Consider the following 25,647-nt stretch of genomic DNA (forward strand, 5'->3'; position numbering starts at 1 on the left):
ATTTGTCTTGTTCGTTTGTAACAATTTTTAGCCTTGTACTGTATTCCTGCTGCTTATTCAACTATTAAAATCATACAATATGTTGTTGGTGATTTGTAAGTGTCACTGTGTCAGTGTTTTCGTATATGTGTTGACATTTGTGATACTTTCCTGAACATCTGTTATCGTGGACTTTTAGGCTTTTGTGTTACTTGTGAGAACTAAATTCGAGAGAAGTATACATACGGTATAAACAAGAGTTTAAACAAAACCAGAACTAAAATAACAGCTTATGAGAAAAACGTAATCAATGCCTGACTATGCTGAAGATCAAAAGAGATTTTCAGCTTTAATGAAACAAAAAACTCGAAATATAAACAACAAAAAATAGGGAGCTGTCGGTTGCTTTCTGAACCTTAACCGACAGCGATAATTACTAAATTAAAAACGATGTGAAATGAAATCTATTCAATCAAGAAAAACACGAATGTTCTGCTATGTCTTGTTTCTCCTGATCTTCCCATTTACAGTATTTGGTCAGACCTCAAGGGTTACCGGAACTGTTTATGATTCAGACGGAGTTACTTTACCCGGTGTAACAGTATTGGTTGTAGGTACAACAAATGGTACCACTACTGATATTGATGGTAAATACGCCATTAATGCAAATGCTGAAGACGTACTTCAATTCTCGTACATTGGATTTAAAACAATGGAAATCCAATTGGAAGGAAAAACAACACTTAACGTTACCATGGATGTTGAAACCATTGGTATCGACGAAGTTGTTGCGATTGGTTACGGTACCCAACGAAAAGGAGAAGTAACCAGTGCTATTGCCAGTGTAAAATCGGAAGATTTTACGGTGGGTAAAATTGGTGATGCTGCTGAATTGGTAAAAGGTAAAATTGCCGGTTTAAGTATTACCAATACATCGGGTGACCCGAATGCCACTTCGAGCATTATGCTGCGTGGTATTACAACAATTATGGGTAGTGTTGAACCGCTGGTACTTGTTGACGGTATCGAAGGTTCGTTAACTACAGTTGCACCTGAAAATATTGAGTCGATCGACGTATTGAAAGATGCTTCGGCGGCAGCTATTTATGGTACAAGGGGTGCCAATGGTGTAATCCTTATTTCTACCAAATCAGGAAATCGCGGATCGTATTCAAGTGCAACTTATTCAAGTTATGCATCAATTTCGGAGTGGTATAAAACTGCCGATTTTATGGATACCCACGATGTAATTTACGGATTGACCAACTTTGATTACGAAGGTTACGATACCGATTGGTTAGCTGCCATTACACGCAAAGGTGGTTATACACAAAACCACTCATTGAGCTTCGAAGGCGGTTCTGATAAATCATCTTACTCAGCCAACGTTACTTATTCCGATGAAGAGGGTATTATGCGTAAGAGTGATAGTGAGGACCTGAAAGCGCAACTTGATTTTAGTCAGTATGCACTAAACGACATCATTAAGTTAAACCTGAATGTATTGTATACTACACATAACAATACAAACAATAACAATACTTACGCTTATCGTCAGGCCTTGATACATAATCCATCGTCTCCTGTTTATCACGAAGATGGTGCGTACTACGAAGAATTTAACCGTTTTCAGTATTACAACCCGGTTGAAATTCAAAATGAACGAATCGGTGATTACCGTTCGAAATATGCACGCGTGGTAGGAAATATTACCGTTGAGCCGATTAAAAACTGGCAAACCAACCTGATGTTATCACGTGGTGAAAGAAGTACAACCGGAGAAGATTATTATACAAGTAAGTATTATTCGCAAAGTACTGTTGATCCGGAAGATCAGTATCGTACTATTTCAAAAGTTAGGGGTAGTGCAGGAAAATCATCAGGCAACGAAAAAAATGAGAATCTCGAGTTAACCTCAAAATATAATTTTACTATTGAGAAAAGCCGCGTAACCGCTTTGGTAGGTTACAGTTACCTGTACAATGTATACGATAGTTTCTATGCCGGAAACTCTGAATTCCCATCAGAATCATACTTGTACAACAACCTTGGTCAGGGTTTGTATTTAACAGACGAAGACCACGTTGCAAGTATGGGATCGTCAAAATCAGATAATAAATTGATCGGTTTCTTTGGTCGTGCAAGTTATGCTTACGACAATCGTTTTAACGCAATTGTAAGTGTACGTCGCGAAGGATCATCAAAATTTGGTGAGAACCATAAATGGGGTACTTTCCCATCGGCATCTCTGGGTTGGACGATCAGTAACGAATCGTTTATGCAGTCAGCAGCCTGGCTCGACAACTTAAAACTTCGTGCCGGTTATGGTGTAACAGGTGTTATCCCGAACAATAACTACATGTCGTTAACTACATATGACTATGATGCTTACGGTAAGCATTTAAGTCAGGATGGCGTTTGGACTCCTTCATTAAAAGTTGCCCAAAACCCAAATCCTGACCTTAAATGGGAAACTACCAGCGAGGTAAACATTGGTGTTGACTGGACAATGTTTAATTCAAGATTAACAGGTTCGGTTGATGTTTATAAGAAAATGACAAAAGACCTGTTGTATGAATACGCAGTACCGGTTCCACCCAATATGTATGGCAGCACAATTGCTAACGTTGGTGAAATGGAAAACAAAGGTATTGAAGTTATGGTTTCAGGAACACCTGTTAAAAAAGGTGATTTCGAATGGAACTCAACATTAACCTTATCGCACAACGCTAACAAACTGTTGAGCTTGTCGAACGACTTATACGAAACCGATAACTTTATGGAAGTTGGGGGTGTAAGCGATCCTATTTCGGTAGCTACCCACGCTATGGAGGTTGGACAACCTTTAGGTGATTTCTGGGGACTTCGTTCTGTTGGCGTTAGCAAAGACGGATTTGTTTTGGTTGAAGTTTACGACAGCGAAACTGATACATGGTCGGTTAAAGAATTTGATACCAGCTACAACCTGGAATCTAACCGTCAGCGTTTAGGAAACGGATTGCCAAGTGTATATGCCGGATGGAACAACACTTTCCGTTATAAAAACTTCGATTTGAGTATGATGTTTACAGGTCAGTTTGGATTCAAGATTTTAAATGTTCAGCGTAGTTTCTACGAAAACAACTCGATTGCATACAACCGCCTGAAAACTGCAGCTGATTTGCATCCTGCGATTACTCCTGATGGAGCTCCTGTAATTGATGAAGCAACAGGTGAACAATTGATGGTGAGATTATCAGGTTCAATGCCACAGGGTGTTTGGAGCGACCACATTGAAGATGGCGACTTTATCAAACTGAGTAACGTAACCTTAGGATATTCACTGCCAATCAAAGGTCAATTCTCACAGTACGTGAAAAATATGCGTTTTTATGTGAGTGGTCAGAACCTGTTCTGTATTACCGGTTACTCGGGTCTAGACCCTGAAGTATCAAACTACTTCCTGGCACCGGGTATCGACGACCGTGATAAGTATCCAACTGTTCGTTCATACACTTTTGGACTTTCTGTTAACTTTTAAAATCTGAGAATTATGAAATTCATAAAAAACTCTATACTTAGTTTTTCCGTAGCAATTTTATTGTTAATGGGATCATGTACCGACCTGGATGAAACAGTGTATTCCGGGTTGACCGACGAGACGATCGATGTAAACGACCCGGAGATTATCGGTTATATGATGGGTGAAGCTTACGCGCAATTCCGCTTCCTGTATTGGGGGTGGAACGGATACTTCGATGTAATGGAAGAGTGTAGCGACACTTATATGACACCAAAACGAATTGGTATTGGCTGGGGTGACCTTTACATACCAATGCACAAACACAGCTGGAACTCAACTCAGGGCCATATCGATGCATTGTGGTACTATGCTTATGTTGGAATTGGGTATACCAACAAAACGCTTGACGTATTACCTGAAACCGGTTCGGAGCAGGCGCAAATGCGTTTTATCCGTGCGTTGAACTACTACGTATTGCTAGATGCATTCCGTAACGTACCATTGGAAACAACTCAGGACACAGAACCTGGTTACCTTCCTGAACAAGCAACAGCACAGGAAATTTTTGATTTCTGTGTATCCGAACTTAATGCCATTAAAGATGAGTTGGGTACGGAAAAAGTATTTGGTTACCCGAACCGTTTTGCTGCCGATATGGTATTGGCAAAACTGTACCTTAACTACAATGCTTACTTCGGTACTGACGACGATTCATATTACTCGCTGGCTTTAGCCGAAGTGAATGATATTCTTGATAACGGAGGTTATTCACTGGCTGCCAACTATCTCGATAACTTTAAAGTAAGTATTTCTTCATCTCCTGAAGTAATTTTTGCTCTTCCATTGGATAAAACCAATGCTGCACACAACTATTTGGTAAATAAATGTTTGGTTGGTGCCGGAGCAGCCGCTTACGGTTACAACGGTTCGCCATGGAATGGTAGCTGTGCCATCCCTCAGTTTATCGAAAGTTACCATGAAAGTGATAACCGTTTAGGTTATACCTGGGCAGGTGGAGTACAGTATTTTGCTACTGAAGATGAGTCAGGAAACACTGTTCCTCAATCGGGAGAACCAATTCCATTTAGCACCGATGACTGGGCAGGTGAAGGTTACCTGAACTACTCGCAAAATGTACACTCTATTGATAATCCGGGTGCATACCAGCAGGAAGGTTTCCGTTTTGTAAAAAGCGAAATCGAAGCTGGTGACTATGGTACTTATGGTAACGATGTAGCTTTCTTCCGTTTGGCAGATGCTATGTTTATTAAAGCAGAATGTTTACTTCGTTTGGAACAAGACGAGCAAACTGCTGCCGACCTGATTACTGAAATTCGTAGTCGTTCTTTTGAATCGGCACAAGATGCTATTCGTACAGTTGCTGACCTGAAAGGTGGAAGTGTTTACGATTACGGACACCGCGAATACACCAGCGAAGGATTTGCTAACTACGATCCTGCATCATATATATACACGCAGGAAGGTGGCGATGATATTGAGTTTGGTGGTTTACTGGATGACCTGGGCTGGGAATTTGTTGGCGAGCATCACCGTCGTCAGGACCTTATTCGTTTTAAAATGACTGACGGACGTAATGTGTTTAACGGTAAATCGTGGTTCTGTAAAGATGCCACAGACGAAACACATTGGGATTACTACCCAATTCCAAAAGGTGCTTTGGATGCGAACATTTCATTGGTACAGAATGAAGGTTATTCGAACTAAGGTGCTATTTGTTGAAAAAATTAAAAAGATAGACAAATGAAAAAGATTAATATATTACTTCTGCTGGCGTTGGTTATCACAGCCGGATTATTTAGCTGCGGAGACAATGAAGGCTTTAGCAACCTGCATGATCTTACAGATGAAGAGATTGCAGAAATAGCCCGTCAGGACTCCATAGCCGAAGCTCAGAAAAACAGTATCAACGCCGACTTGATATTGGAGTACTCTATGGATATGACCATTAGTGCAAGTTTGTACGATGGTGGAGACCTGGAAATAGAATTGGATAAAATTGCTGCCGAGTTTGGTATTACCGAGGAAGAATTACTTGCCGGTATTGGTGGCGAAAGCGGTGCACCTGAAGTTAAAGGATTTGCGATTGCCGGTACTACACATGCCGATATTGCAAGTGCATCAAACACCAACGCTCCTTGGGGACACTGGTGGGATGCCAATGGCGACCTGACTGCATGGGGTGAAGATGCAATGGTATTTGCTGAATTCTATGTTGAGAACGGATATTTCTCAATCGGTCAATATCCGGGGCACCTTGTTGAAGGTCAAACTGTAAAGTTTATCGAGGCGTTAAAATACAACGAAACTCGTGTTGCAATTGTAATTACAGTAAATGCAGTTGCCGCCGGACAAATTACAGCTGACGTTGTTAGCGAACAAGATCTGACAATTGATGTAACTGCAAAAAGCGTTTACGATCCTGATCCGCTGGAATTTGATTTGCAGACCGTATTAAGCGATCTTGGAATTGATTCATTAACTGAAGCTACATTTATTGGTGTTAACGAAGATGGTTCTTATGCAACCGAAGCAGTTACCGGTTATGGTTTCTGGTACGATTTTAACGGTTTTGTTGGATCATGGGGCGATGATGCCAGCGTTTATACAAACTACGGCGATTTCGAAGCTAACCAGATCAGTATCGGTCAGTATCCTGATCACCTGGCAGAAGGTGAAACTTACCTGATTAAGTACGGTTTTATGGCTAATAACAAAATTGTAATGCTGAATATTACCATCAATGTTCTGGGTTATGTTGATCCTGAAACTGCACCTGATGGCGATCCTGAAGCTGTAACAATCGATGTTGAATTCAGCAAACCATACAGTAACGATTATGCAAGTGTAACATACGACCTGAAAGAAACATTACGTAACGCTTTTAAAATGACTACTTACCAAATTCACCAGGCAATCAATTCTGGCGATCTTAAATTGTATGTTGGTGAAGTAAGTGAAACAGATCCTGCATACACATCGGATGTTCCTGGCTATTGGCTGAAAGAAGACGGAACAATCGGTGAGTGGGGTGAAAGTGTTGTTTGGACAAGTATCGGACACAGCGAAACTGACTTGTATTTATACGGTGGTAACCATCCTGATAATGCAACTGAAGGAATGACAATCACCACTACTTACATCGCAACGTTAAACGGAGGTTCTGTAACTATCAACCTTACATTTAATATTACAGGTGATAACTACGAAGATCCGGAAACAGCTCCAACAGGCGATCCTGAAGCTGTTACACTTGATGTGGCCTTAACAAAAGCTTACAGCGACGACTATGCTTCAGTAAGTGCTGATGTAAAAGAAACATTGCGTAATGCATTTAAAATGACTACTTACCAGATTCATAAAGCCATTCAGGACGGAACACTGAAATTGTATCAGGGTGCTGTAACTGAAGAGGATCCTGCTTACACCGCAGATGTTCCTGGTTACTGGTTAAATGCTGATGGTACTGCTGTTGGTTGGGCCGATGGTCTTATCTATTGCAGTTTAGGACACACTGAAACAGAACTGTATCTCTACGCGGGTAACCACCCGGAAAATGCTGCTTCAGGAAGTGTTGTTACAACAACTTACATTGCAACATGTAATGGAGGTTCAGTAACCTTCAACCTTACTTTTACAGTGGAATAGATTAATTGTTATAATGATTAGTATATCACAATACAAATTGCATAAGTCGGAGAAATCCGGCTTATGCTCCTTTTTCTTTATTATTCTTTTTTTATTCGTTTTTGCAGCGTGCGGAAACGATAGTGTAACTCCTGAACCGGATCCTGAACCGGATCCAACTCCGGTAGATACAACAGGTACTACTCCTGTCGACACTGTCGTGGTGTTAAGCGAATCGGATGTGCCGGATTATGAAATGTTTTATAAACCGGGTGAGCACATTAATGTCGATTTTCTGAGAGCCGATAGTAAATGGAATTTTGTAAGAAGTAAACAATCTGAACATTTTTTTGTGTTCTGGGAAGCAGGTTTTGGCGACGATCCGAATGCCAGTAGTGTTCCGCAGGCTTTGCGTGTTGATGTTGATGATATGCTGCTAAAGGCAGAGCAATTCTACAATATAAACGTCAATACACTGGGTTTTGCAGAAACAGGTGCAGGCAAATCAAATCTTGATAATTACAAGATGCAGATTTACCTTTTTTACACCGAAGAATGGATGGCCTACGGATCGGGTTACGACGACTTTATTGGTGCGCTTTGGGTAAACCCAAGTACTTGTAAACCGGTTGGTTCAACCATCGCACACGAAATCGGCCATAGTTTCCAGTACCAGGTGTATGCCGACTTGCTGGCCTACGGTGGAATTGAAAATGATTTTAATTATGGTTTTCGCTATGGTTTTGGCGGCAACGGAGGAAATGGTTTCTGGGAGCAATGTGCCCAGTGGCAATCGTTCCAGTCATACCCGGTAGAAGCTTTCTCATCGTATAACTTTAGCGTTCACATGGCGAATTATCACCGTCATTTTAATCATGAATGGCAACGCTATGCTAGTTACTGGTTACAATATTACTGGACAGATAAACACGGCATCGATTTTATTGGAAAACTTTGGCGCGAATCTGTTGGACCGGAAGATCCAATTGAAGCATACATGCGCATAAACGAATTGACGGTAGAAGAAATGAACGCCGAACTTTATGATGCCGCAGCACATTTGGTAACCTGGGATTTAGACGCTATTCGTTCAACAGGAAGTGACTACATCGGTCAATATGAATACAAATTTTACGAGGGTGAAGACGGAGCCTACCAGGTAGCATACAGCAAATGTCCGGGTAGCACCGGATACAATGTTATTCCGTTAAATGTTCCGGAAGCCGGCACTGTGGTAACCACTTCTTTTAAAGCGCTTGTGCCGGGTTCTACCCTGGCGACAGCCGATCCGGGTAGTTATTCAGAGAACGGAACAACAATGACAACAAGAAACTATAATACCGGTACTTTAACACGGGCCGGCTGGCGTTATGGATATGTTGCTTTAATGGAGTCGGGCGAGCGTGTTTACGGAGAGATGAATCGTAAAACAGCTGCTGATGTTGAATTTACAGTTCCTGAAGGCTGCGAAAGACTTTGGTTTGTTGTACTTGGAGCTCCTTCAACTTACGAAGCGCATCCATGGGACGAACTCGAAAGTAACGACGATCAGTGGCCATATTCGGTTAGTTTCGCTAACACTGATTTGTTGGGTAATGTAGTTATCAATCCGGATGACGAGCCACAAGACCTGACATTAACATACGATATTTCGTTTGCTGCAGATGCAGAAGGTTATACAGGTACAACTGTAAACCTGAACAACAATGGCGATATTACTAAAGTTGTTGAGGCGCTGGTAATGCAACCTTCGGCAATAGCAAGTTCGTTGTTGGCTGCAAAAGAAACACCGCAGGAAGGTAAAATTGCTTTTGCGGCAGTAGAATCGGATGGTACCTTAAATTACAATACCACTGCAAACGGACACGGATTCTGGTTCGATAGCAATGGCGATGTAATTGGCTGGGGAAGTGATAACGACAGTAAAGTTTTCTCAGAGTTTGCAGTAAGCAACTTTGAATTCAATATTGGTCAATACCCCGGAAAATCAAGTGCCGGAGATACCTACACAATAAAAGAGGCCTTGGTTTACCAAAAAGATGGTACTCAATACCAGGTAACTTTTGTATTTAATATTACAATAAACTAGTACGTTGTTTAGCAGGTATAATCATATTAATCCGAAGTTTAAAACGCTTCCTGTTCTGGCGCTTATAGTGTGTATGAATTTGGTATTCACACGTTGTGCCGAAGTCGACGTCAATGGTGAAGAGGATGAAAAGACAGCAGAAGCGAATATTTACAAGGTTGCTACGATTGATATTACAACTGCAAATAACGCCGAAATAGAATCAAAAGAAATTTATACCGATTGTTCGGTAGAAGTTAGATCAGAACATGAGAAATGGAATTATTCGGGTACCGGACGAATCAGGGGAAGGGGAAACTCTACCTGGTTGTGGTACCCGAAAAAGCCATTTCGTATCAAACTGAATGAGAAAGCATCGGTGCTTGGGTTAGGAGAAAATAAGGACTGGGTACTTCTTGCTGATTACCGCGATCCGACTCACCTGATGAACACCTTTGTTTTTACGGTGGGGCAGCAACTGGAAATGCCTTACGTAAATAATATTCGCTATGTTGAAGTGACTTTAAATGGTGATTATATTGGCTTGTATTCCTTAACCGAACAGATTGAAGAGGGAAAAAGCCGCGTGGCAATTAACGAAGAAACAGGTTTACTGTTATCACTCGATGCTGATGACGGACCTGAACTGGCACCGGAAGAGACCGATAACTTTTGGTCGTCGGTGTACCACATGCCGGTTTGTGTAAAACACCCGGATATTGTTTCGGATGCGCAGTTGCAACAAATAAAAACTGAAATGGCGCAGCTGGAAACTGCCATAAAAAATGCGAGTTACAGCGAGGTTGAGCAACTATTCGATGTTCCTTCTTTTATCGATTTTATGTTGATTCAGGAATTGGTGTATAACGTTGAAGTGGCAGCACCAAGAAGCATGTACCTTTTTAAGGATGAAAACTCAAAATGGACAATGGGGCCGTTATGGGATTTTGACGCCGGTTTCGATTTTGACTGGGGAACCATGTATACCGGTCACAATTATTTCAGAAGTCACCGGGAATTGGTGTTGGGTACATCGCCGCTTCACCACACCGGAGGATATGTTGTTCCCGGATTCTTTACAGACCTTTTTAAAAGCAAACAGTTTGTAGCCGAATACAAAACACGGTGGCTCGCAATAGAAGATAAAATTATGGCAGACTATTGGCCGGCAACTTATGCTTACGCCGAAGAATTTGCCGAGGCTGCAACCCGCGATGCTGCACGTTGGCCAATTGGTAAAGACAATGAAACAGAAATACAACGTATGCAGCAGTGGTTAACAAATCGTGTTAATTATTTGAATACAGTGATTAACAATTACCCCGAAGGCACAAACTAACGCCGGTAAGGTTATTATTGGCAAAACAGCTGTTGAAATCATAATTTTGTAAGAATAAATAGATCAACTGAATTAGAATTAATAAAATAATCAATCAATCAATTTTTAAAATATAACTTCTTGAAGTTGAGTAATGAATAAATTAAATAGACATAAGATGAAACCAAAGAATATTCTTTTCTTTCTGCTGTGTTGGAGCCTTTCGATGAATGCGGGAGCATTTGCATCATCAAACGTTGCTTCCTCTGATTCGATCGACATTAACAAAGGCTCTTTCGAATTTACTACAAACGATTTCAACATCGAAATATTAAAGTCGACACATACCGTTGCCGGCTTGCATCCGGTGGCAGAACCTGAGTTTGATTTTACTCCGGGCGAATTACTGACCAAAAGAAATAAGCCGGGTTTTTATCACTTGGGTGATATCAATTTCCGTGTAAAATCGGTAGGTGCAAACGATTGGACATCGTTCTCATCAGCTGCATCACGCAAAAGTGTTACAACTGTAGAGCCAAAAACCGAAAGTCAGCTGGCCGTTTCAGATCTTAGCGGAATTCTGGAAAACAGTCCGGTACAAGTACTTCGTTACTGGGAAAAGGCAGACGGAAAACTGGTATTGCGTTTCGAAATTAAAAACACTTCATCTGAAGCCGTTGAAATTGGTGCCCTTGGAATTCCATTGATTTTCAACAATAACCACGACAGGAAAACATTGGACGAAGCACACGCTGAAAACGTTTTCTACGATCCGTATATTGGTATGGATGCAGGTTATTTGCAGGTAATCCGTTTAAAAGGAAGTGGCCCTGTATTGTTGGTGTTGCCATACGGAAATACACCTTTTGAAGCATGGAATCCACTGTTGGACGACCCAACTCGCAGAGGTATTACTTTTGAAGGTTTTCATGAGTGGATGCCATTAACAAAAGCTTACGCTGAAAACGAATGGAAAGAAGCCACTCCATGGAACACGCCTTCATCAAAAATATTAAAGCCGGGTAAATCGGTGAGCTACGGTGTACAATTTGTACTTACCGATGCCATTAAAAACATCGAGCCTGCACTGATCGAAAACGATCGTCCGGTTGCATTTGGAGTGCCGGGTTATGTTGTTCCGCAAGATGTAAACGCTGACTTATTTTTAAAGTACAGTCAGAAAGTAAAAAGTATTCAGGTAGAACCTGAAGGTGCGCTGGAACTAAAAAAACAGGAAACTACTGAAAATGGCTGGTTAAAATATGCTGTTACCGCCAAAGAGTGGGGCAGAGCACGTTTAACCATCACATACAAAGATGGTTTAACACAAACCATCAACTACAAAGTTATTAAGCCTGAAGAACAGGTGGTTGCCGACAACGGAAACTTCCTGATGACAAAACAGTGGTTTGATGACGAAGACGATCTTTTCGATCGCGGTCCTTCGGTAATTACTTACGACTACGAAGAGCAAAAGCAGGTTACACAAGACAGTCGTGCCTGGATTTGTGGTTTGAGCGACGAAGGTGGTGCCGGAGCATGGTTAAATGCAATTATGAAACAATTGATCCAACCCGACAAAAAAGAGGTTGCGATGTTGGAAGACTTCGTGCAGAAAACAATCTGGGGTGGAATTCAATACAACGAAGGACACGAAAAATACGGTGTTCGTAAAAGTATGTTCTACTACGAGCCCGATTCAATGCCAGCTGGTACTTACAGCAAAGATGTAAATTTTGGTACCTGGGCGGCCTGGGATAAAAAACATGCCGAAACCGTTGAGCGTTCGTACAATTATCCGCACGTTGCCGCAGCACATTGGGTAATGTATCGTTTGGCAAGAAACTATGAAGGTTTGGTATCGCAGCAAACCTGGGATTGGTACCTAATGAGTGCCTACCAAACTTCAATGGCAATGATGGAACTGGCACCATATTATGCACAGTTTGGCCAAATGGAAGGTAGTGTGTTTGTACTGATTTTGGAAGACCTGAAAGCTGAAGGATTGTGGGAATATGCCCGTAAGCTGGAAGGAATGATGAAACGCCGTGCCGATCACTGGGCGTCGTTAAATTATCCGTTTGGTAGCGAGATGCCTTGGGATTCTACAGGTCAGGAAGAAGTTTACATGTGGTCGAAGTATTTTGGCTACGGCGAAAAAGCTGAAACAACCTTAAAAGCGATTTTAGCTTACATGCCAACCATTCCTCATTGGGCATACAACGGTAATGCACGTCGTTACTGGGATTTCCTTTACGGAGGAAAACTTTCGCGTGTAGAGCGTCAGATTCACCACTACGGATCGGCACTGAATGCCATTCCTGTATTATACGAATACAAAGAGAATCCTGAAGATCTGTACCTGCTGCGTGTTGGTTACGGAGGTTTGATGGGATCTATTTCGAACATCACAACAGACGGATTTGCACCTGCAGCTTTCCACTCGTTCCCTTCTACTTTGAAAAACGATGGTATTTCGGGTGACTACGGAACAGGATACTACGGTTACGCAGTAAACACATCAACCTATTTAATGCATAACGATGAGTTTGGCTGGTTGGCTTTTGGTGGAAATGTTACTGAAAACAAGGATGTGGTGAAAGTTGATCTGACAACTGCTGCTAAATCGCGTGTTTATGTTGCTCCGCTAAAAATGTGGTTAACATTGGATGCTGGTAAATTTAAAGCCGTTTCGTATAACCTGGCAACAGGAAAAGTTGAAGTTGAGTTGAACGCAGCCAATGAGTTTACGCCAAATGCTTACCTGAGAGTTAAGTCATTCGACTCGGAAGCAGCAATCAGCAGTATCGCGGGATTGGAAATAAATGAACGCGGACAATATGTAATTCCACTTAAAAACGAAGTGGTAACAGTAGCATTGAATTAATCAATTAAAACAATCGGTTCCGTTAATCAGCGATAATTGCGGAATTGGTATCAAGAAACAATATATCCATTCGTTGAATACCGGCAGTAATCCTGCTGCCGGTATTCCGAGTTGGACATCTATTAATCGCACAAAAACTCACCTCTTTATAACAACCAAAATCGTTCACTATGAAAAAAAGTTACTTCTTTAGATTCCCGTTGATCTTGCTGTTAACGGTGGTTTTCCAACTTCATTCCTCTGCTTTTAATGTAAATGAAACGGAAACCGATAGCATTAACATCGCACTTATTGCAACACCAAGCACTTCTTTTGTTTCGGGATGGGAAAGTCTTGCGGCAGTTAATGATGGCGCAACACCTTCAAATTCGAACGATAAATCAAGTACTGCTTACGGAAACTGGGATACTCCGGATTCGTACCAGTGGGTACAGTACGATTGGGATAAAGAATACATTGCCACATCGGTTGAAATATACTGGTTCGACGATAACGGCGGCGTATTAACACCAAACGAAGCTTACATCGAAACGTACGACCAGGAAAGTTCGGAGTGGGTGAAAGTAGTGGATGTTCCGTGTGTAAAAGATCAGTTTAATGCTGCATCGTTAGGCGAAATAACCACTTCGAAACTTCGTGTAACAATGCGGAATTACAATCAGTCTACAGGTATTCTGGAGTTCAGAGTGTGGGGAAGAAGTTTGTCGGGAAGTACCGATATTGAAGCTCCAACAGCACCGGGAACACCTGAAATTCTGGGTATCTCAGAAACCAGTGTGTCGATAAGCTGGGAAGAGTCGACTGATGACGATAAAGTAGCAACTTATTACGTTTTGCTAAACGATTCGATTTATAAAGAAGCGCCTTATCACATGGCCACTTTAAAAGGTATGGAGCGAAACACCGTTTTTATGCTGGCTGTTCAGGCTGTTGATGCCGCCGGAAACTTGTCGCGACCAAGCGAAGGTATCTGGGTTTTCTTTGGCGATGATGAGCAGGCTGCCGAACCTTTTACATGGCCGGAATACTCACCAACCTTAGACTATAATTTCAGAGACGAATACCCAACGCTTGCCATGCCGACAAAAGATTTGGATGATTGTCCGAGTGTTGTGGGTACGCAGTCGTCAGGTTGGTGGACCTTTAAATGGGGACCAAACAAACGCTCTGAAATAACCGAAGCTGCCATCACTCCAATGTTGGAGCGATTAAATAAAGACTTTGCCTATTTCCGCGATACCATGGGATGGCCACCGGACAAACGTGCCAAAGAAGGATACAGAAGTGCTGTTTACCTTTATGGTTCGGGCTTGTGTACCGATGCAGCAGATACAACTGCGCTTGGTGGCTGGATGGGAGCCATAAGTTACCAGAACGAAAGCTGGCCAATGATTTTGGCTTCATACTACCCAATTTACAGTTTCGACCCATCATGCCCTTATGGCGACCGGGAAGCACAAATGGGTGCTATGGTTCACGAAGGAATTCATGCGGTGCTGGCAGATATGCCGGGTGCTAAACAGGCTGCCTGGTTTCAGGAAGGTGGAAATACCTGGTTGCAACAGGAAATGGAAGCCACAAAATCTCAGGATTATAGCGAGATGGGATTTTTGAATGCCGCAGCATACATTGCACCTTTTATGCCTATTGAATGTTATACCGGTTGGTTGCAAGACGGTAGTTTTGGCGGTCCAAGTGCCGAAGGTGTAAATATGTTCGATGGAAGTCAGCAAATTTGTACATGGAGAAGATTGCTGGGAGGAAACCAATATGGAAATACTTTCCCAACCTTCCTTGGTCAGGTACTTGGAAAAGGAAGTGTGCCATGGATTTGGCAAAACTGCCCTGAACGTGTGCTCGAAGGAATGGGCGACGGTTTAGGTGATATGCAAATCCGCCGGTTAATTATGGAGTACCGCGCAAAACAGGCACTTGTTGATATGGGCGAATGGACTGGCGCCATTAAGAAACTGCTTAACGCCAATATGGGCGGAAGCATCGGTGCCGAGTGGCAACCAAGCTGGATACAGTGTACTCCATGGAAAGCTACTCCATACGTAAAAACATGGATGCGCGATACTGAGAATAAAATTCTTACTCCTGAGCCAAGAACAACTCCGGGATGGTCGGGTGCCAACCAAATACCTTTATTGGTCTCGGGTACGCAGGTTGAAGTAAACTTTATGCCACTGGGAAGCAACATGACCTGCCAGTTGGTTTACCGTGCTACCGACGGAACACCTGTGTATAGTAAACCTGTGTCAAGCGGATCGTGTAAATTGAAGTTAGACAAAGTACCTGCCAACGGTGTTGTAATTGCTGTAATTTGTAATACCGATTATGTGTACGAAGGCGAAGAAACCCGCAAGGCGCATTTCGATTATCGTTTGCAACTGGTTGAGGGTATTGAAGGAACTGCAAGTGTGAATCAGAAATGGTACGAATACGCTACAACAATCACAAACGTTCCTGATCCGGTTGAGCCATTTCCAACTGAAGGAGCACTGTATGGCGAAAATATTAATACAGGTATTGACGCAATTCAGGTAGGGGAAAAGGCAAGTTCATCGGTAATATATCCAAATCCTATTGCAAGCAACGATGTGTTAAATATTGAGTTTCAGGATCAACAATCTGTTAAAAAGGAAGTTCGTATTATCGACGCAAGGGGAAATATTTTGTATGTTCAGCAGGATATTAAAACCGACAGGTTTGAAATTCCGTTGGAGTCGCATTTAAAACAAGGTATTTACTTTGTAAATGTTCGAACAGACGAAATGAATGATACGCATAAGTTTTTGGTACGGTAAGTCCCGAAAACAATAATGCGTATAAAAATATAAGCTTATTATGAAGCAATTTTTAATCGTAGTTATGGTTTTACTGCTTGCTTCTGCAGGCAGTAAAACTTTAGCGCAAATCACCAAAGAAGATTATGCACGCGCCGATTCGGTAATGAAGCTAAATGAATTGGTTTACAATCAGGTGTCAGAAATTACCTGGATCGATTCCTCTTCTGTTTTCTGGTACCGGATTAAAACACGCGACGGCATAAAGTATCAGTTGGTTGATGCGCAAAAAGGCTCGAAAAAGATTGCTTTCGATACCGAAAAACTGGTTGAAGCGCTTAATACGCAGTTAGATAAAAAAACTTCTGCAAGCGAGTTGATACTGGAAAATCTGAAGTTTACTACGGATAAAAAAACGATAGATTTTAGCTTTCAAAACGTTCGTTGGACCTGCGAATTAAAGAATTACACACTCATAAGAAACTCAGAAGAGAAACCACGGGAACCTCGTCCGTATTGGGGAAATTTTTTCGATGAAAAAGGAAATGATCCTGTTGTTTCGCCTGATAAATTGTGGACTGCTTTTATCCGGAATGATAATGTATACATTCGGAATAACGAAGATAATAAAGAGTACCAGTTAAGTTACGATGGTGCTCCGGGCGATTTCTATTCGTCGTATATTTCATGGTCGCCCGATTCGAAAAAATTGGCTGTAAACCGTGTTCGCGACAATGTAAAACGCCAGATTTACTATGTGGAATCATCCCCCGATTCGCAATTACAACCGATTTTACGAAAACGTGATTATCAAAAGCCGGGCGACGATTTAGCGATCAGACGTCCTTGTTTATTCGATGTAGAAAGTAAAAAGCAGATTCCTGTAAACACAGCTGCTTTCGATTTCCAATACAACCTTTCTCTCATAAAATGGAGAACAGACGCTTCAGAATTTACTTTCGAATTTAATCAGCGTGGTCATCAGGTTTACCAGGTGGTTGAAGTAGATGCCGAAACTGGCGAAGTTCGGATACTTGCCGATGAGCACAGTAAAACATTTATCGATTACAGCGGAAAACGTTACCGCTACGACCTGGAAGAAACAAACGAAATGCTTTGGGCATCGGAACGCGATGGCTGGAATCACCTTTATTTGATCGATACCAAAGACGGATCGATAAAAAATCAGGTAACAAAAGGCGAGTGGGTAGTTCGTAACGTATTACATGTTGATGAAGAAAACCGGACAATCTTCTTTTATGGCTCGGGAAAAAACAGCGACGAAGATCCATATTACCTGCATTGTTACAAAGTAAATTTTGATGGTAGCGGCTTAACCGATTTAACGCCCGAGAAAATGAATCACGAAGTTTCATTCTCTGGGGATTTAGATTATTTCGCCGATACCTATTCAACGGTTGAAACGCCTCCGGTAACAGTTGTACGCTCGTCGGTTGACGGCAAAGTTCAGGTAGAGCTTGAGAGAACAGATATTTCTGATTTATTGGCCGCCGGATGGAATGCTCCCGAACCGTTTGTTGCCAAAGCCCGCGACGGGAAAACCGATATTTGGGGAAACATTTACCGCCCAATCAATTTCGATGAAAATAAATCGTACCCAATTATAGAATACATTTATGCTGGACCGCACAGTTCGTTTACGCAAAAAAGTTTTCAGGCGGTTCACAGTGCCTTTTCAGCTTTTGCCCAACTTGGTTTTATCATCGTGAAAATGGATGGAATGGGCACTTCAAATCGCTCAAAAGCATTTCAGGATGTCTGTTATAAAAACCTGAAAGATGCAGGTTTCCCTGATCGTATTTTGTGGATTAAAGCCGCCGCCGAAAAATACAGTTACATGGACACGTCTCGTGTTGGGTTGTTCGGAAGATCGGCCGGTGGACAGAATACCTTGTCAGGCCTTTTGTTTCACCCGGAGTTTTATAAAGTGGGAGTTTCGTCGTGTGGATGCCATGATAACCGTATGGACAAAATCTGGTGGAACGAGCAATGGATGGGCTACCCGATCGGGCCAGAATACGCCGAATGTTCGAATGTAGATAATGCGCATAAACTGCAGGGAAAACTGATGTTGATTGTTGGAGAGTTGGATGAAAATGTTGATCCGGCATCAACCATGCAGGTAGCCGATGCGCTTATAAAAGCAAACAAAGACTTTGAGTTGGTATTAATTCCGGGGGCAAAACATGCCTTAAGCGGGCGCTATGATGAACGAAAAATGAGTGACTTTTTCGTTCGGCATTTTTTGAAACAGGAAACTCCGGATTGGAACGCGGTAACATCAAAATAGGAAAGTACAGATCACAGAAATGTGAAAATATATAAAGTCAAATGAAACAATTTTTATTCATCATTTTAATTCTTCTGAGTGCTTTTGCAGGCAATACACTTTCTGCGCAAGTCACAAAAGAAGACTATGCAAAAGCCGATTCAGTAATGCAACTCAGGGAGCTGGTTTACGATCAGGTAGCCCAAATTACGTGGATCGATTCAACGGATGTATTCTGGTATAGAATAAAAACGCGCGATGGTATGAAGTACCAGCTGGTTGATGCGCAGAAAGGATCAAAAAAAGTTGCTTTTGATACCGAAAAACTGGTTGAAGCACTGAATAAAGCACTCGATAAAAAAACTACCGCAAAAGAATTGGTTTTAAGAGATCTGAAATTTGAAAAGGATAAAAATACGATCCATTTTTCTTTTCAATCGACGGCCTGGATCTGCAATTTGAAAAAATACGAACTTCAAAAAGATACTTCTGTAAAAGATGAGCGATCAAACGATTACTGGGGAGGATTTTTTGATGAGAAAGGAAATGACCCGGTATCATCGCCCGACAGTGTTTGGACTGCTTTTATACGAGAAAACAACGTTTGCATAAAGGACAACAAAACCAACGAGGAGTTTCAGTTGAGTTACGACGGAGCACCCGGCGATTTCTATTCGTCGTACGTTTCGTGGTCGCCCGACTCAAAAAAACTGGCGGTAAACAAAGTTCGTGATGCTGAAAAGCGGGAGATCTACTTTGTGGAATCGTCGCCAAAAGATCAGTTGCAACCCATTTTACAAAAACGCGATTACCGCAAACCGGGCGATGCCGTGCCGATAAAACATCCGGCATTGTTCGATATCGAAAGCAAAAAACAAATACAGGTAAACTCTACACCTTTTGAGCATCAGTTTAGTCTTTCGTACCTGAAATGGAAGAAAGATGCTTCGGCTTTTACTTTCGAGTTTAACCAGCGTGGGCATCAGGCCTACCAGGTAGTTGAGGTGGATGGCGAAACCGGAGCTATTCGGGTGCTGATCGATGAGCAAAGCAATACTTTTATCGATTACAGCGGAAAACGTTACCGTTTTGATCTTGAAGAAACGAATGAAATTATCTGGGCATCGGAGCGTGACGGTTGGAATCATCTTTATCTGATCGATTCAAAAACCGGAGACGTGAAAAGCCAGATCACTAAAGGAGAGTGGGTAGTTCGTCGTGTGTTACATGTTGATGAAGAAAACCGTGTGATCTATTTCAATGGGTCGGGCAAAAACGCCGACGAAGATCCGTATTATTTGCATTGTTACAAAGTAAATTTCGATGGTAGCGGATTGATCGATCTTACACCGGAGAAAATGAATCACGATGTGTCGTTTTCAAAAGATCTGAACTATTTTACAGATACATATTCAACTGTTGAAACACCTCCATTTACAGTAGTTCGCAGTTCTGTAGACGGAAAAGTGTTGGTTGAATTGGAAAAAACCGATATTTCATCGCTGCTGGAAAAAGGCTGGATCGCTCCTGAGCCGTTTGTAGCAAAAGGCCGAGATGGAAAAACCGACATTTGGGGAAATATTTATCGTCCTACCAATTTCGATAAAAACAAGAATTACCCGATAATCGAATACATTTATGCAGGCCCGCACGATTCGTTTGTTCAAAAAAGTTTTAATCCGGTTAGTTATGCTTTTTCAAGTCTGGCCGAATTAGGATTTATCATTGTTCAGATGGATGGAATGGGAACTTCGAACCGTTCGAAAGCTTTTCAGGATGTATGTTGGAAAAACCTGAAAGATGCCGGTTTCCCCGATCGTATTTTGTGGATAAAAGCTGCTGCTGAACAGTACAGTTACATGGATACCACCAGAGTTGGTTTGTTTGGCGCATCGGCCGGCGGACAAAGTACTTTGGGAGGTTTGTTATTTCACCCTGAGTTTTATAAAGCCGGAGTTTCGGCCTGCGGATGTCACGATAACCGCATGGACAAAATCTGGTGGAACGAACAATGGATGGGGTACCCGGTAGGACCGGAATACGCCGAATGTTCGAATGTAGATAATGCTTACAGATTGCAAGGTAAATTAATGCTGATTGTTGGCGAGGTGGACGATAATGTTGATCCTGCATCAACCATGCAGGTTGCCGATGCATTGATAAAAGCAAACAAGGACTTTGAACTGGTGGTGCTGCCCGGTGTAAACCACACACTTGGCGGAACGTATGGCGAACAAAAGCGCCGCGATTTTTTTATTCGTAATTTTTTGAAACAGGAAACTCCGGATTGGAACGTTAAAACATCAAAATAGAAACAATTAAAAAGCTGTGAAATGAATAGTCCGATAACTTATAAAAAAGCGAAAATTCTGGTGATGCTAATTGCCGGAATTTTGTCCTTTGGGAAACTGGTTGCAAACGAACCGGTAAAGGAGTACGAAATAGTAAAACCACCGAAGACATTAAAACTCGATCCGTTTTATAAAAAGTATGTCAATGTAAATGGCATTCACATTATGAGTTCGCATCGGGTGCCTGATTCGGCATTTGTTAAAGCCTGCGAGATCATTGATTTTATGACCGGCGGCTTACCGGAAGAAGTACTCAATCAAATGGTAAAACTGAATACCCGTGTTGGAATTATGGCGCGTTACGAGGGAACAACCGATATTCCTGAACATGCCTTTTTAGCCAACGATACAACGCTAAACTGGGATGTTCGTGCACGTGGATTGGGCGGAACAGTGGAAGATCCGCTAACAACCTGCGCCGAAGAAAACCTGCTGTGTTACCAGATTGATAAATACCATGCTGAAGATATTCTGATTCACGAATTTGCACACACTATTCACGGCGTTGGAATTATGCCGCTTGATGATAAGTTCAACGATTTACTCCAGGAGAAACTCGATGCTGCAATGGCTGCCGGAAAATACGAAAACACTTATGCGGCTACAAACATCTGGGAATATTGGGCCGAAGGTGTGCAAAACTGGTTTAATGTAAATGCCGAAGTTGAAACAACAGATGGTAAACACAATTGGGTGAATACCCGCTCGGATATGAAAAAATACGACCCTGATTTATACGAGATCGTTAGCCGTTATTTCCCTGAGTTTGAGGTGAGCCCATCCTGTCATGCTGCCGTGAATTTATATGTTCAGTAAAAGAAAAAAATCAACGCTATGAATACAATTGTTCAACCAAGAAGAAGAGTTCAACCTATTGTGAATATTGATCTCGGTTTACGTGAACTTCCGATTTTTAAAAAATTGTCGGAGGAAGAGATGTTGAATGTGGAATTAAATTCTGTTGTAAAAAACTTTAGTAAACGCAGTGTTATCTACCGGGAGGGAAGCCGCCATTCGGGATTATATTGTGTCCTCAAGGGAATTGTAAAAGTGTATAAGATTGGTGGGAACGGGAAACAGCAGATCCTGAAGTTTGCACAAAAAGGCGATTTGATCGGTTACCGTTCGTTGCTTACAAATGAACTGGCCTGTACTTCGGCAAAGGCTTATGAAGACACCGTACTTTATCATATCCCACAACACATTATTATGGAACTGTTTCAGCAAAACTGGAACTTTACACACGAAACAATGAAGTTTATGTGTAAAGAGCTGAAAGAATCGAACATGTTTATTACTGATATTGCACAAAAATCAGTACGCGAGCGGGCTGCAGAAATGTTGCTGATTTTAAAAGATGAATTTGGTGTAGACAAGTATAATACGCTGCAAATTACGATTACACGCGAAGATTTGGCCAATATGGTCGGTACAGTAACCGAATCGCTAATCCGTGTTATGTCCGAGTTCCGAAATGAGAACTTACTGGAACTTCCCGGAAGGAAAATTGTATTTCGCGATATTGCTAAATTAAAGGCAATCGCCAATATTTAAGTTCAGTCTCACCAACATTTGTATAAGTTTCAAAAACATTTGTTGGGTAGCGATTAAGTAATTTCGACCATATTTGAACTGACAATAACTGAGGTAAAAACAAAATGACTAGAATTCTTATTTGGATGATTGCAGGAGTGTTAATCCTGTCGTCGTGCCAAAATATTACAAGTAAAAGGCAAACAACACACATTTCTAACCCGGTTTTGCCCGGGTGGTTTGCCGATCCTACAATTAAAAAGTTTGGCGATATTTATTATATCTACGCCACAACCGATAATGAAATGCTGGCATCCGGAGCACCAACTGTTTGGTACAGCCGCGACCTGCAAAACTGGTACAACTACATTATGGACGTGCCTACTTTAAATTCGGTGGCGCTGCGCAATTTCTGGGCACCCGATATTCTCGAAGGTGAAGATGGACGTTATTACCTGTATTTTGGAAACTGCCAGGCGGGTTGTAACATCTACGGCTATGTATCGGATACGCCGGTTGGTCCGTGGGAAAAATTACATGATGATGATACGCCTGTAATCGCGCATAATTATCCGGTTCAAGGATTCCCATCGTTGGATGCTCAGTTTTTTCAGGACGATGATGGACGTATTTATGGCTACTGGGGGACTTGGGTGCACTACAACCACGGTTATGCGGTTGGCGAGTTAAATGCCGAAACCATGGATGTAATGTCGAATTCCACCAATATTCCGTTGGAGCAAACGCCAAATCCTTTCGAGGCTGCTTACATGATGAAAAAAGGCGATAAATACATTTTAATGTATTCTGCCGAATCATGTCACAACGAAACCTACAAAGTATTGTATTCATATGCTAACGATCCGTACGGACCATTTACACCGGGAGAAAATAATCCGGTTTTACAGACCAACGAAGATGGAACTACGCACGGACCGGGACACCATTCGGTGCTGGAAAATGGCGACGATCATTATATCGTTTACCACAAACACGATGTTCCGTTTACTGCAGGAGGAATGGCGCGTCAGGTGTGTATCGACAGTATGATCTTTGAAAACGACTCAACGATTAAAGCTGTGGTGCCAACGCAAATAGGAATTGAAGCTTTTATTCCGTCCGAAGTACCTGAAGATATTGCGTACAAGGCTCCAGCATCGGCTTCATCATTTTATCATTTGCAATCGCCTGATTACGATTATGAATATAAGCCGGCTTACGCGTTTGATAACGATAACGCCACCATGTGGAAAGCTGCCGGTAATTCTTTCCCGCAAAGTCTTTCGGTTGATTTGGGCGAAGAAAAAGACATTAAACGAATTGCCACACAGTTCGAATTCTCTCCTTACTATTATCAGTACAAAATTGAATATTCTGCCGATAATACAAACTGGGAAGTTTATGCTGACCGCTCGGAAAACCGCATACCGGGAAGTCCAATGATCGATGATAATAACGTTAGTGCACGTTACCTAAAACTAACCATCCTGGGAACAGAACAAACCGGAACTTTTGCCGCGGTGTGGAATATGAAAGTTTACGGGGAAACATTCGACATCCCATTAAATCTGGTGAACAAACCATCGGAAAATGAGCCGGGCGCAGTAAGCTCGCAAAGTATGATTGTTGGTTTTGATGCCAATTCACTTTCCGGTAAATCATTCGAGAAACTGGCAAACACAGGTTCGTTGGGTGGCGATTTGGTCCGAAAAGGAAATGTGAAGATCGTAACTGACAAAGAAAGCGGTACAAAGGCAATTGAGTTCTCAAAAGGAGCTTTGGAATTGGACGGAATTGCAGTACCAAGAAGTTTGGAATGGAACGGTGCTTTTACAATTTCTACGTGGGTGAAAAATCCGGAAGTAAGCGACAGAGACGAGTGTCTGGCTTCGTGGTGCGACAGAAGCGCGCATTATCTGGCCAATTCTTACAATGCGGTTCATTACAATAAAAGTAATTACGGAGCGGTTGCTCACCTCGATGGTCATTTTGATTTGCCCTACAACAATGTTCCTGAAGCCAATAAATGGCACCACATTGTGGTAACATTCGATGGGGTAGTGGAAAAGGTTTATGTTGATGGCGTGTTGGACACTGCACAAAATATGTTGCTGTCGTCGGCAGTTGATAATGCAAAGATCAGAATTGGAGCTTCGGATGCAGGTGAATACTACACCGGTTTGATGGCGGCTTTCGAAATGTATGATTATGCCTTGCCACAATCAGAAATTGAGCGTGCTTACAACGAATCAAATTTGAAATAGAAAATCGTTAATTATCATCGTACTCAATTAAAAAAATATAGAATAACAGTACATCGTACTCGTAAAAAAGGAGCTGCTCAGCTCCTTTTTTTATTAGAATGAATTTAAATACAGCAGTTATGCAAAAATTGCAATTTCAGTAACAGAACCGTCATCTAATATTTTCCTGGTAAATATAAAGTGCAGAAAATAAACTTGTTGTACATGTTTTTTCCTTATGTGAAACAGGCAAATCAATATATGTTTTTCAGCATAATTATACGTTTTGCAAGCTTGTGAATAATAAAAGTTAAAAATACTTTTATAGATTTGCTGGTGATATTTTATGATGAAGCATTATACTAAACATCCGAAGCATTTTGTAGCAGTCGACTGCGTGATATTGGGTTACGACGAAGGAGAACTCTGTTTGTTGCTTTACCCGCGTGGTTTTGAACCGTCAAAGGGAGCGTGGTCGCTGATGGGAGGATTTGTTCAGGATGACGAATCATCTGATGCAGCTGCAAAACGCGTATTAAAACAAACCATTGGACTGGAAGATATCTTTATGGAGCAGGTGGCTGCTTTCTCTAACCCTAATCGTGATCCGGAAGAACGCGTAATAAGTTTGGCTTATTATGCTTTGGTACGTATGGATGAGCACGATAAAGCCTGTGTGAGAGAGAACGGCGCACACTGGTGGCCTATTTCAGAACTGCCGGAAATGATTTTCGATCATGGGCAAATGGTAGAGCAGGCCCTTGTAAAATTGCAGCAGGAAGCCGGATATCGCCTGATTGGAAAAGAGTTACTTGCCGATAAATTTACCTTGCTTCAGTTACGCAAATTGTACGAAGCCATTTTCAGACGTGAATTTGATCCGGGAAATTTCAGAAAAAAAATATTGTCGCTAAATGTGCTTGAGCGCCTGAACGAGAAAGATTCTTCGGAATCAAAAAAGGGTGCATTTTATTACAGTTGTAAGAACGAAGTAACCGAACGAGGACTTGACCGTATCGTAAAAGTATAGAATAAGAAGGGT

The 25,647-nt window shown here is 41.8% G+C and carries 13 protein-coding genes; all 13 read left to right on the top strand.

All coding sequences use genetic code 11. The annotated features are described in order from the left end of the window. Positions 1-436 precede the first annotated feature (436 nt). The 13 genes from SLH46_RS07280 to SLH46_RS07340 all read left to right on the top strand — a co-directional run bounded on the left by SLH46_RS07280 (position 437) and on the right by SLH46_RS07340 (position 25,635). Positions 437-3,499 carry a SusC/RagA family TonB-linked outer membrane protein gene (locus SLH46_RS07280; protein ID WP_320280510.1) on the top strand — a complete coding sequence of 1,021 codons (3,063 nt, stop codon included), beginning with the start codon at positions 437-439 and terminating at the stop codon, positions 3,497-3,499. 12 nt (positions 3,500-3,511) lie between these two features. After that, positions 3,512-5,206, top strand: coding sequence for a RagB/SusD family nutrient uptake outer membrane protein (locus SLH46_RS07285; RefSeq protein WP_320280511.1), 1,695 nt, complete (start codon positions 3,512-3,514; stop codon positions 5,204-5,206). A gap of 36 nt (positions 5,207-5,242) precedes the next feature. Further along, a complete protein-coding gene (locus SLH46_RS07290; protein ID WP_320280512.1) occupies positions 5,243-7,147 on the top strand; it encodes a DUF4859 domain-containing protein in 1,905 nt (634 codons plus the stop codon). Positions 7,148-7,160: 13 nt separating this feature from the next. Continuing rightward, complete coding sequence (locus SLH46_RS07295) at positions 7,161-9,215, top strand: DUF4859 domain-containing protein (protein WP_320280513.1); 2,055 nt, start codon at positions 7,161-7,163, stop codon at positions 9,213-9,215. A 73-nt stretch (positions 9,216-9,288) separates the two neighbouring features. After that, a complete protein-coding gene (locus tag SLH46_RS07300; protein WP_320280514.1) occupies positions 9,289-10,533 on the top strand; it encodes a CotH kinase family protein in 1,245 nt (414 codons plus the stop codon). Positions 10,534-10,690: 157 nt separating this feature from the next. Further along, the gene (locus SLH46_RS07305) at positions 10,691-13,399 is read left to right on the top strand and encodes a DUF5695 domain-containing protein (RefSeq protein ID WP_320280515.1); all 2,709 of its coding nucleotides are present in this window, start codon (positions 10,691-10,693) and stop codon (positions 13,397-13,399) included. A 170-nt stretch (positions 13,400-13,569) separates the two neighbouring features. Continuing rightward, positions 13,570-16,209 carry a T9SS type A sorting domain-containing protein gene (locus SLH46_RS07310; RefSeq protein ID WP_320280516.1) on the top strand — a complete coding sequence of 880 codons (2,640 nt, stop codon included), beginning with the start codon at positions 13,570-13,572 and terminating at the stop codon, positions 16,207-16,209. Positions 16,210-16,249: 40 nt separating this feature from the next. Beyond that, positions 16,250-18,499 (top strand): S9 family peptidase, encoded by a 2,250-nt coding sequence (locus tag SLH46_RS07315; RefSeq protein WP_320280517.1) that lies wholly within the window; start codon positions 16,250-16,252, stop codon positions 18,497-18,499. Between the two features lie 41 nt (positions 18,500-18,540). Beyond that, the gene (locus tag SLH46_RS07320; protein ID WP_320280518.1) at positions 18,541-20,790 is read left to right on the top strand and encodes a S9 family peptidase; all 2,250 of its coding nucleotides are present in this window, start codon (positions 18,541-18,543) and stop codon (positions 20,788-20,790) included. 21 nt (positions 20,791-20,811) lie between these two features. Beyond that, the gene (locus tag SLH46_RS07325; protein WP_320280519.1) at positions 20,812-21,645 is read left to right on the top strand and encodes a hypothetical protein; all 834 of its coding nucleotides are present in this window, start codon (positions 20,812-20,814) and stop codon (positions 21,643-21,645) included. An 18-nt stretch (positions 21,646-21,663) separates the two neighbouring features. Beyond that, positions 21,664-22,383: a Crp/Fnr family transcriptional regulator gene (locus SLH46_RS07330; protein WP_320280520.1), complete on the top strand. Its 720-nt coding sequence runs from the start codon at positions 21,664-21,666 to the stop codon at positions 22,381-22,383. 104 nt (positions 22,384-22,487) lie between these two features. Then, positions 22,488-24,626, top strand: a complete 2,139-nt coding sequence (locus tag SLH46_RS07335; protein WP_320280521.1) for a family 43 glycosylhydrolase — start codon at positions 22,488-22,490, stop codon at positions 24,624-24,626. 325 nt (positions 24,627-24,951) lie between these two features. After that, positions 24,952-25,635 carry an NUDIX hydrolase gene (locus tag SLH46_RS07340; RefSeq protein WP_320280522.1) on the top strand — a complete coding sequence of 228 codons (684 nt, stop codon included), beginning with the start codon at positions 24,952-24,954 and terminating at the stop codon, positions 25,633-25,635. Positions 25,636-25,647 lie beyond the last annotated feature (12 nt).

Origin of the sequence: Draconibacterium sp. IB214405 (assembly GCF_033963885.1) — a bacterium.
Taxonomy (GTDB): domain Bacteria; phylum Bacteroidota; class Bacteroidia; order Bacteroidales; family Prolixibacteraceae; genus Draconibacterium.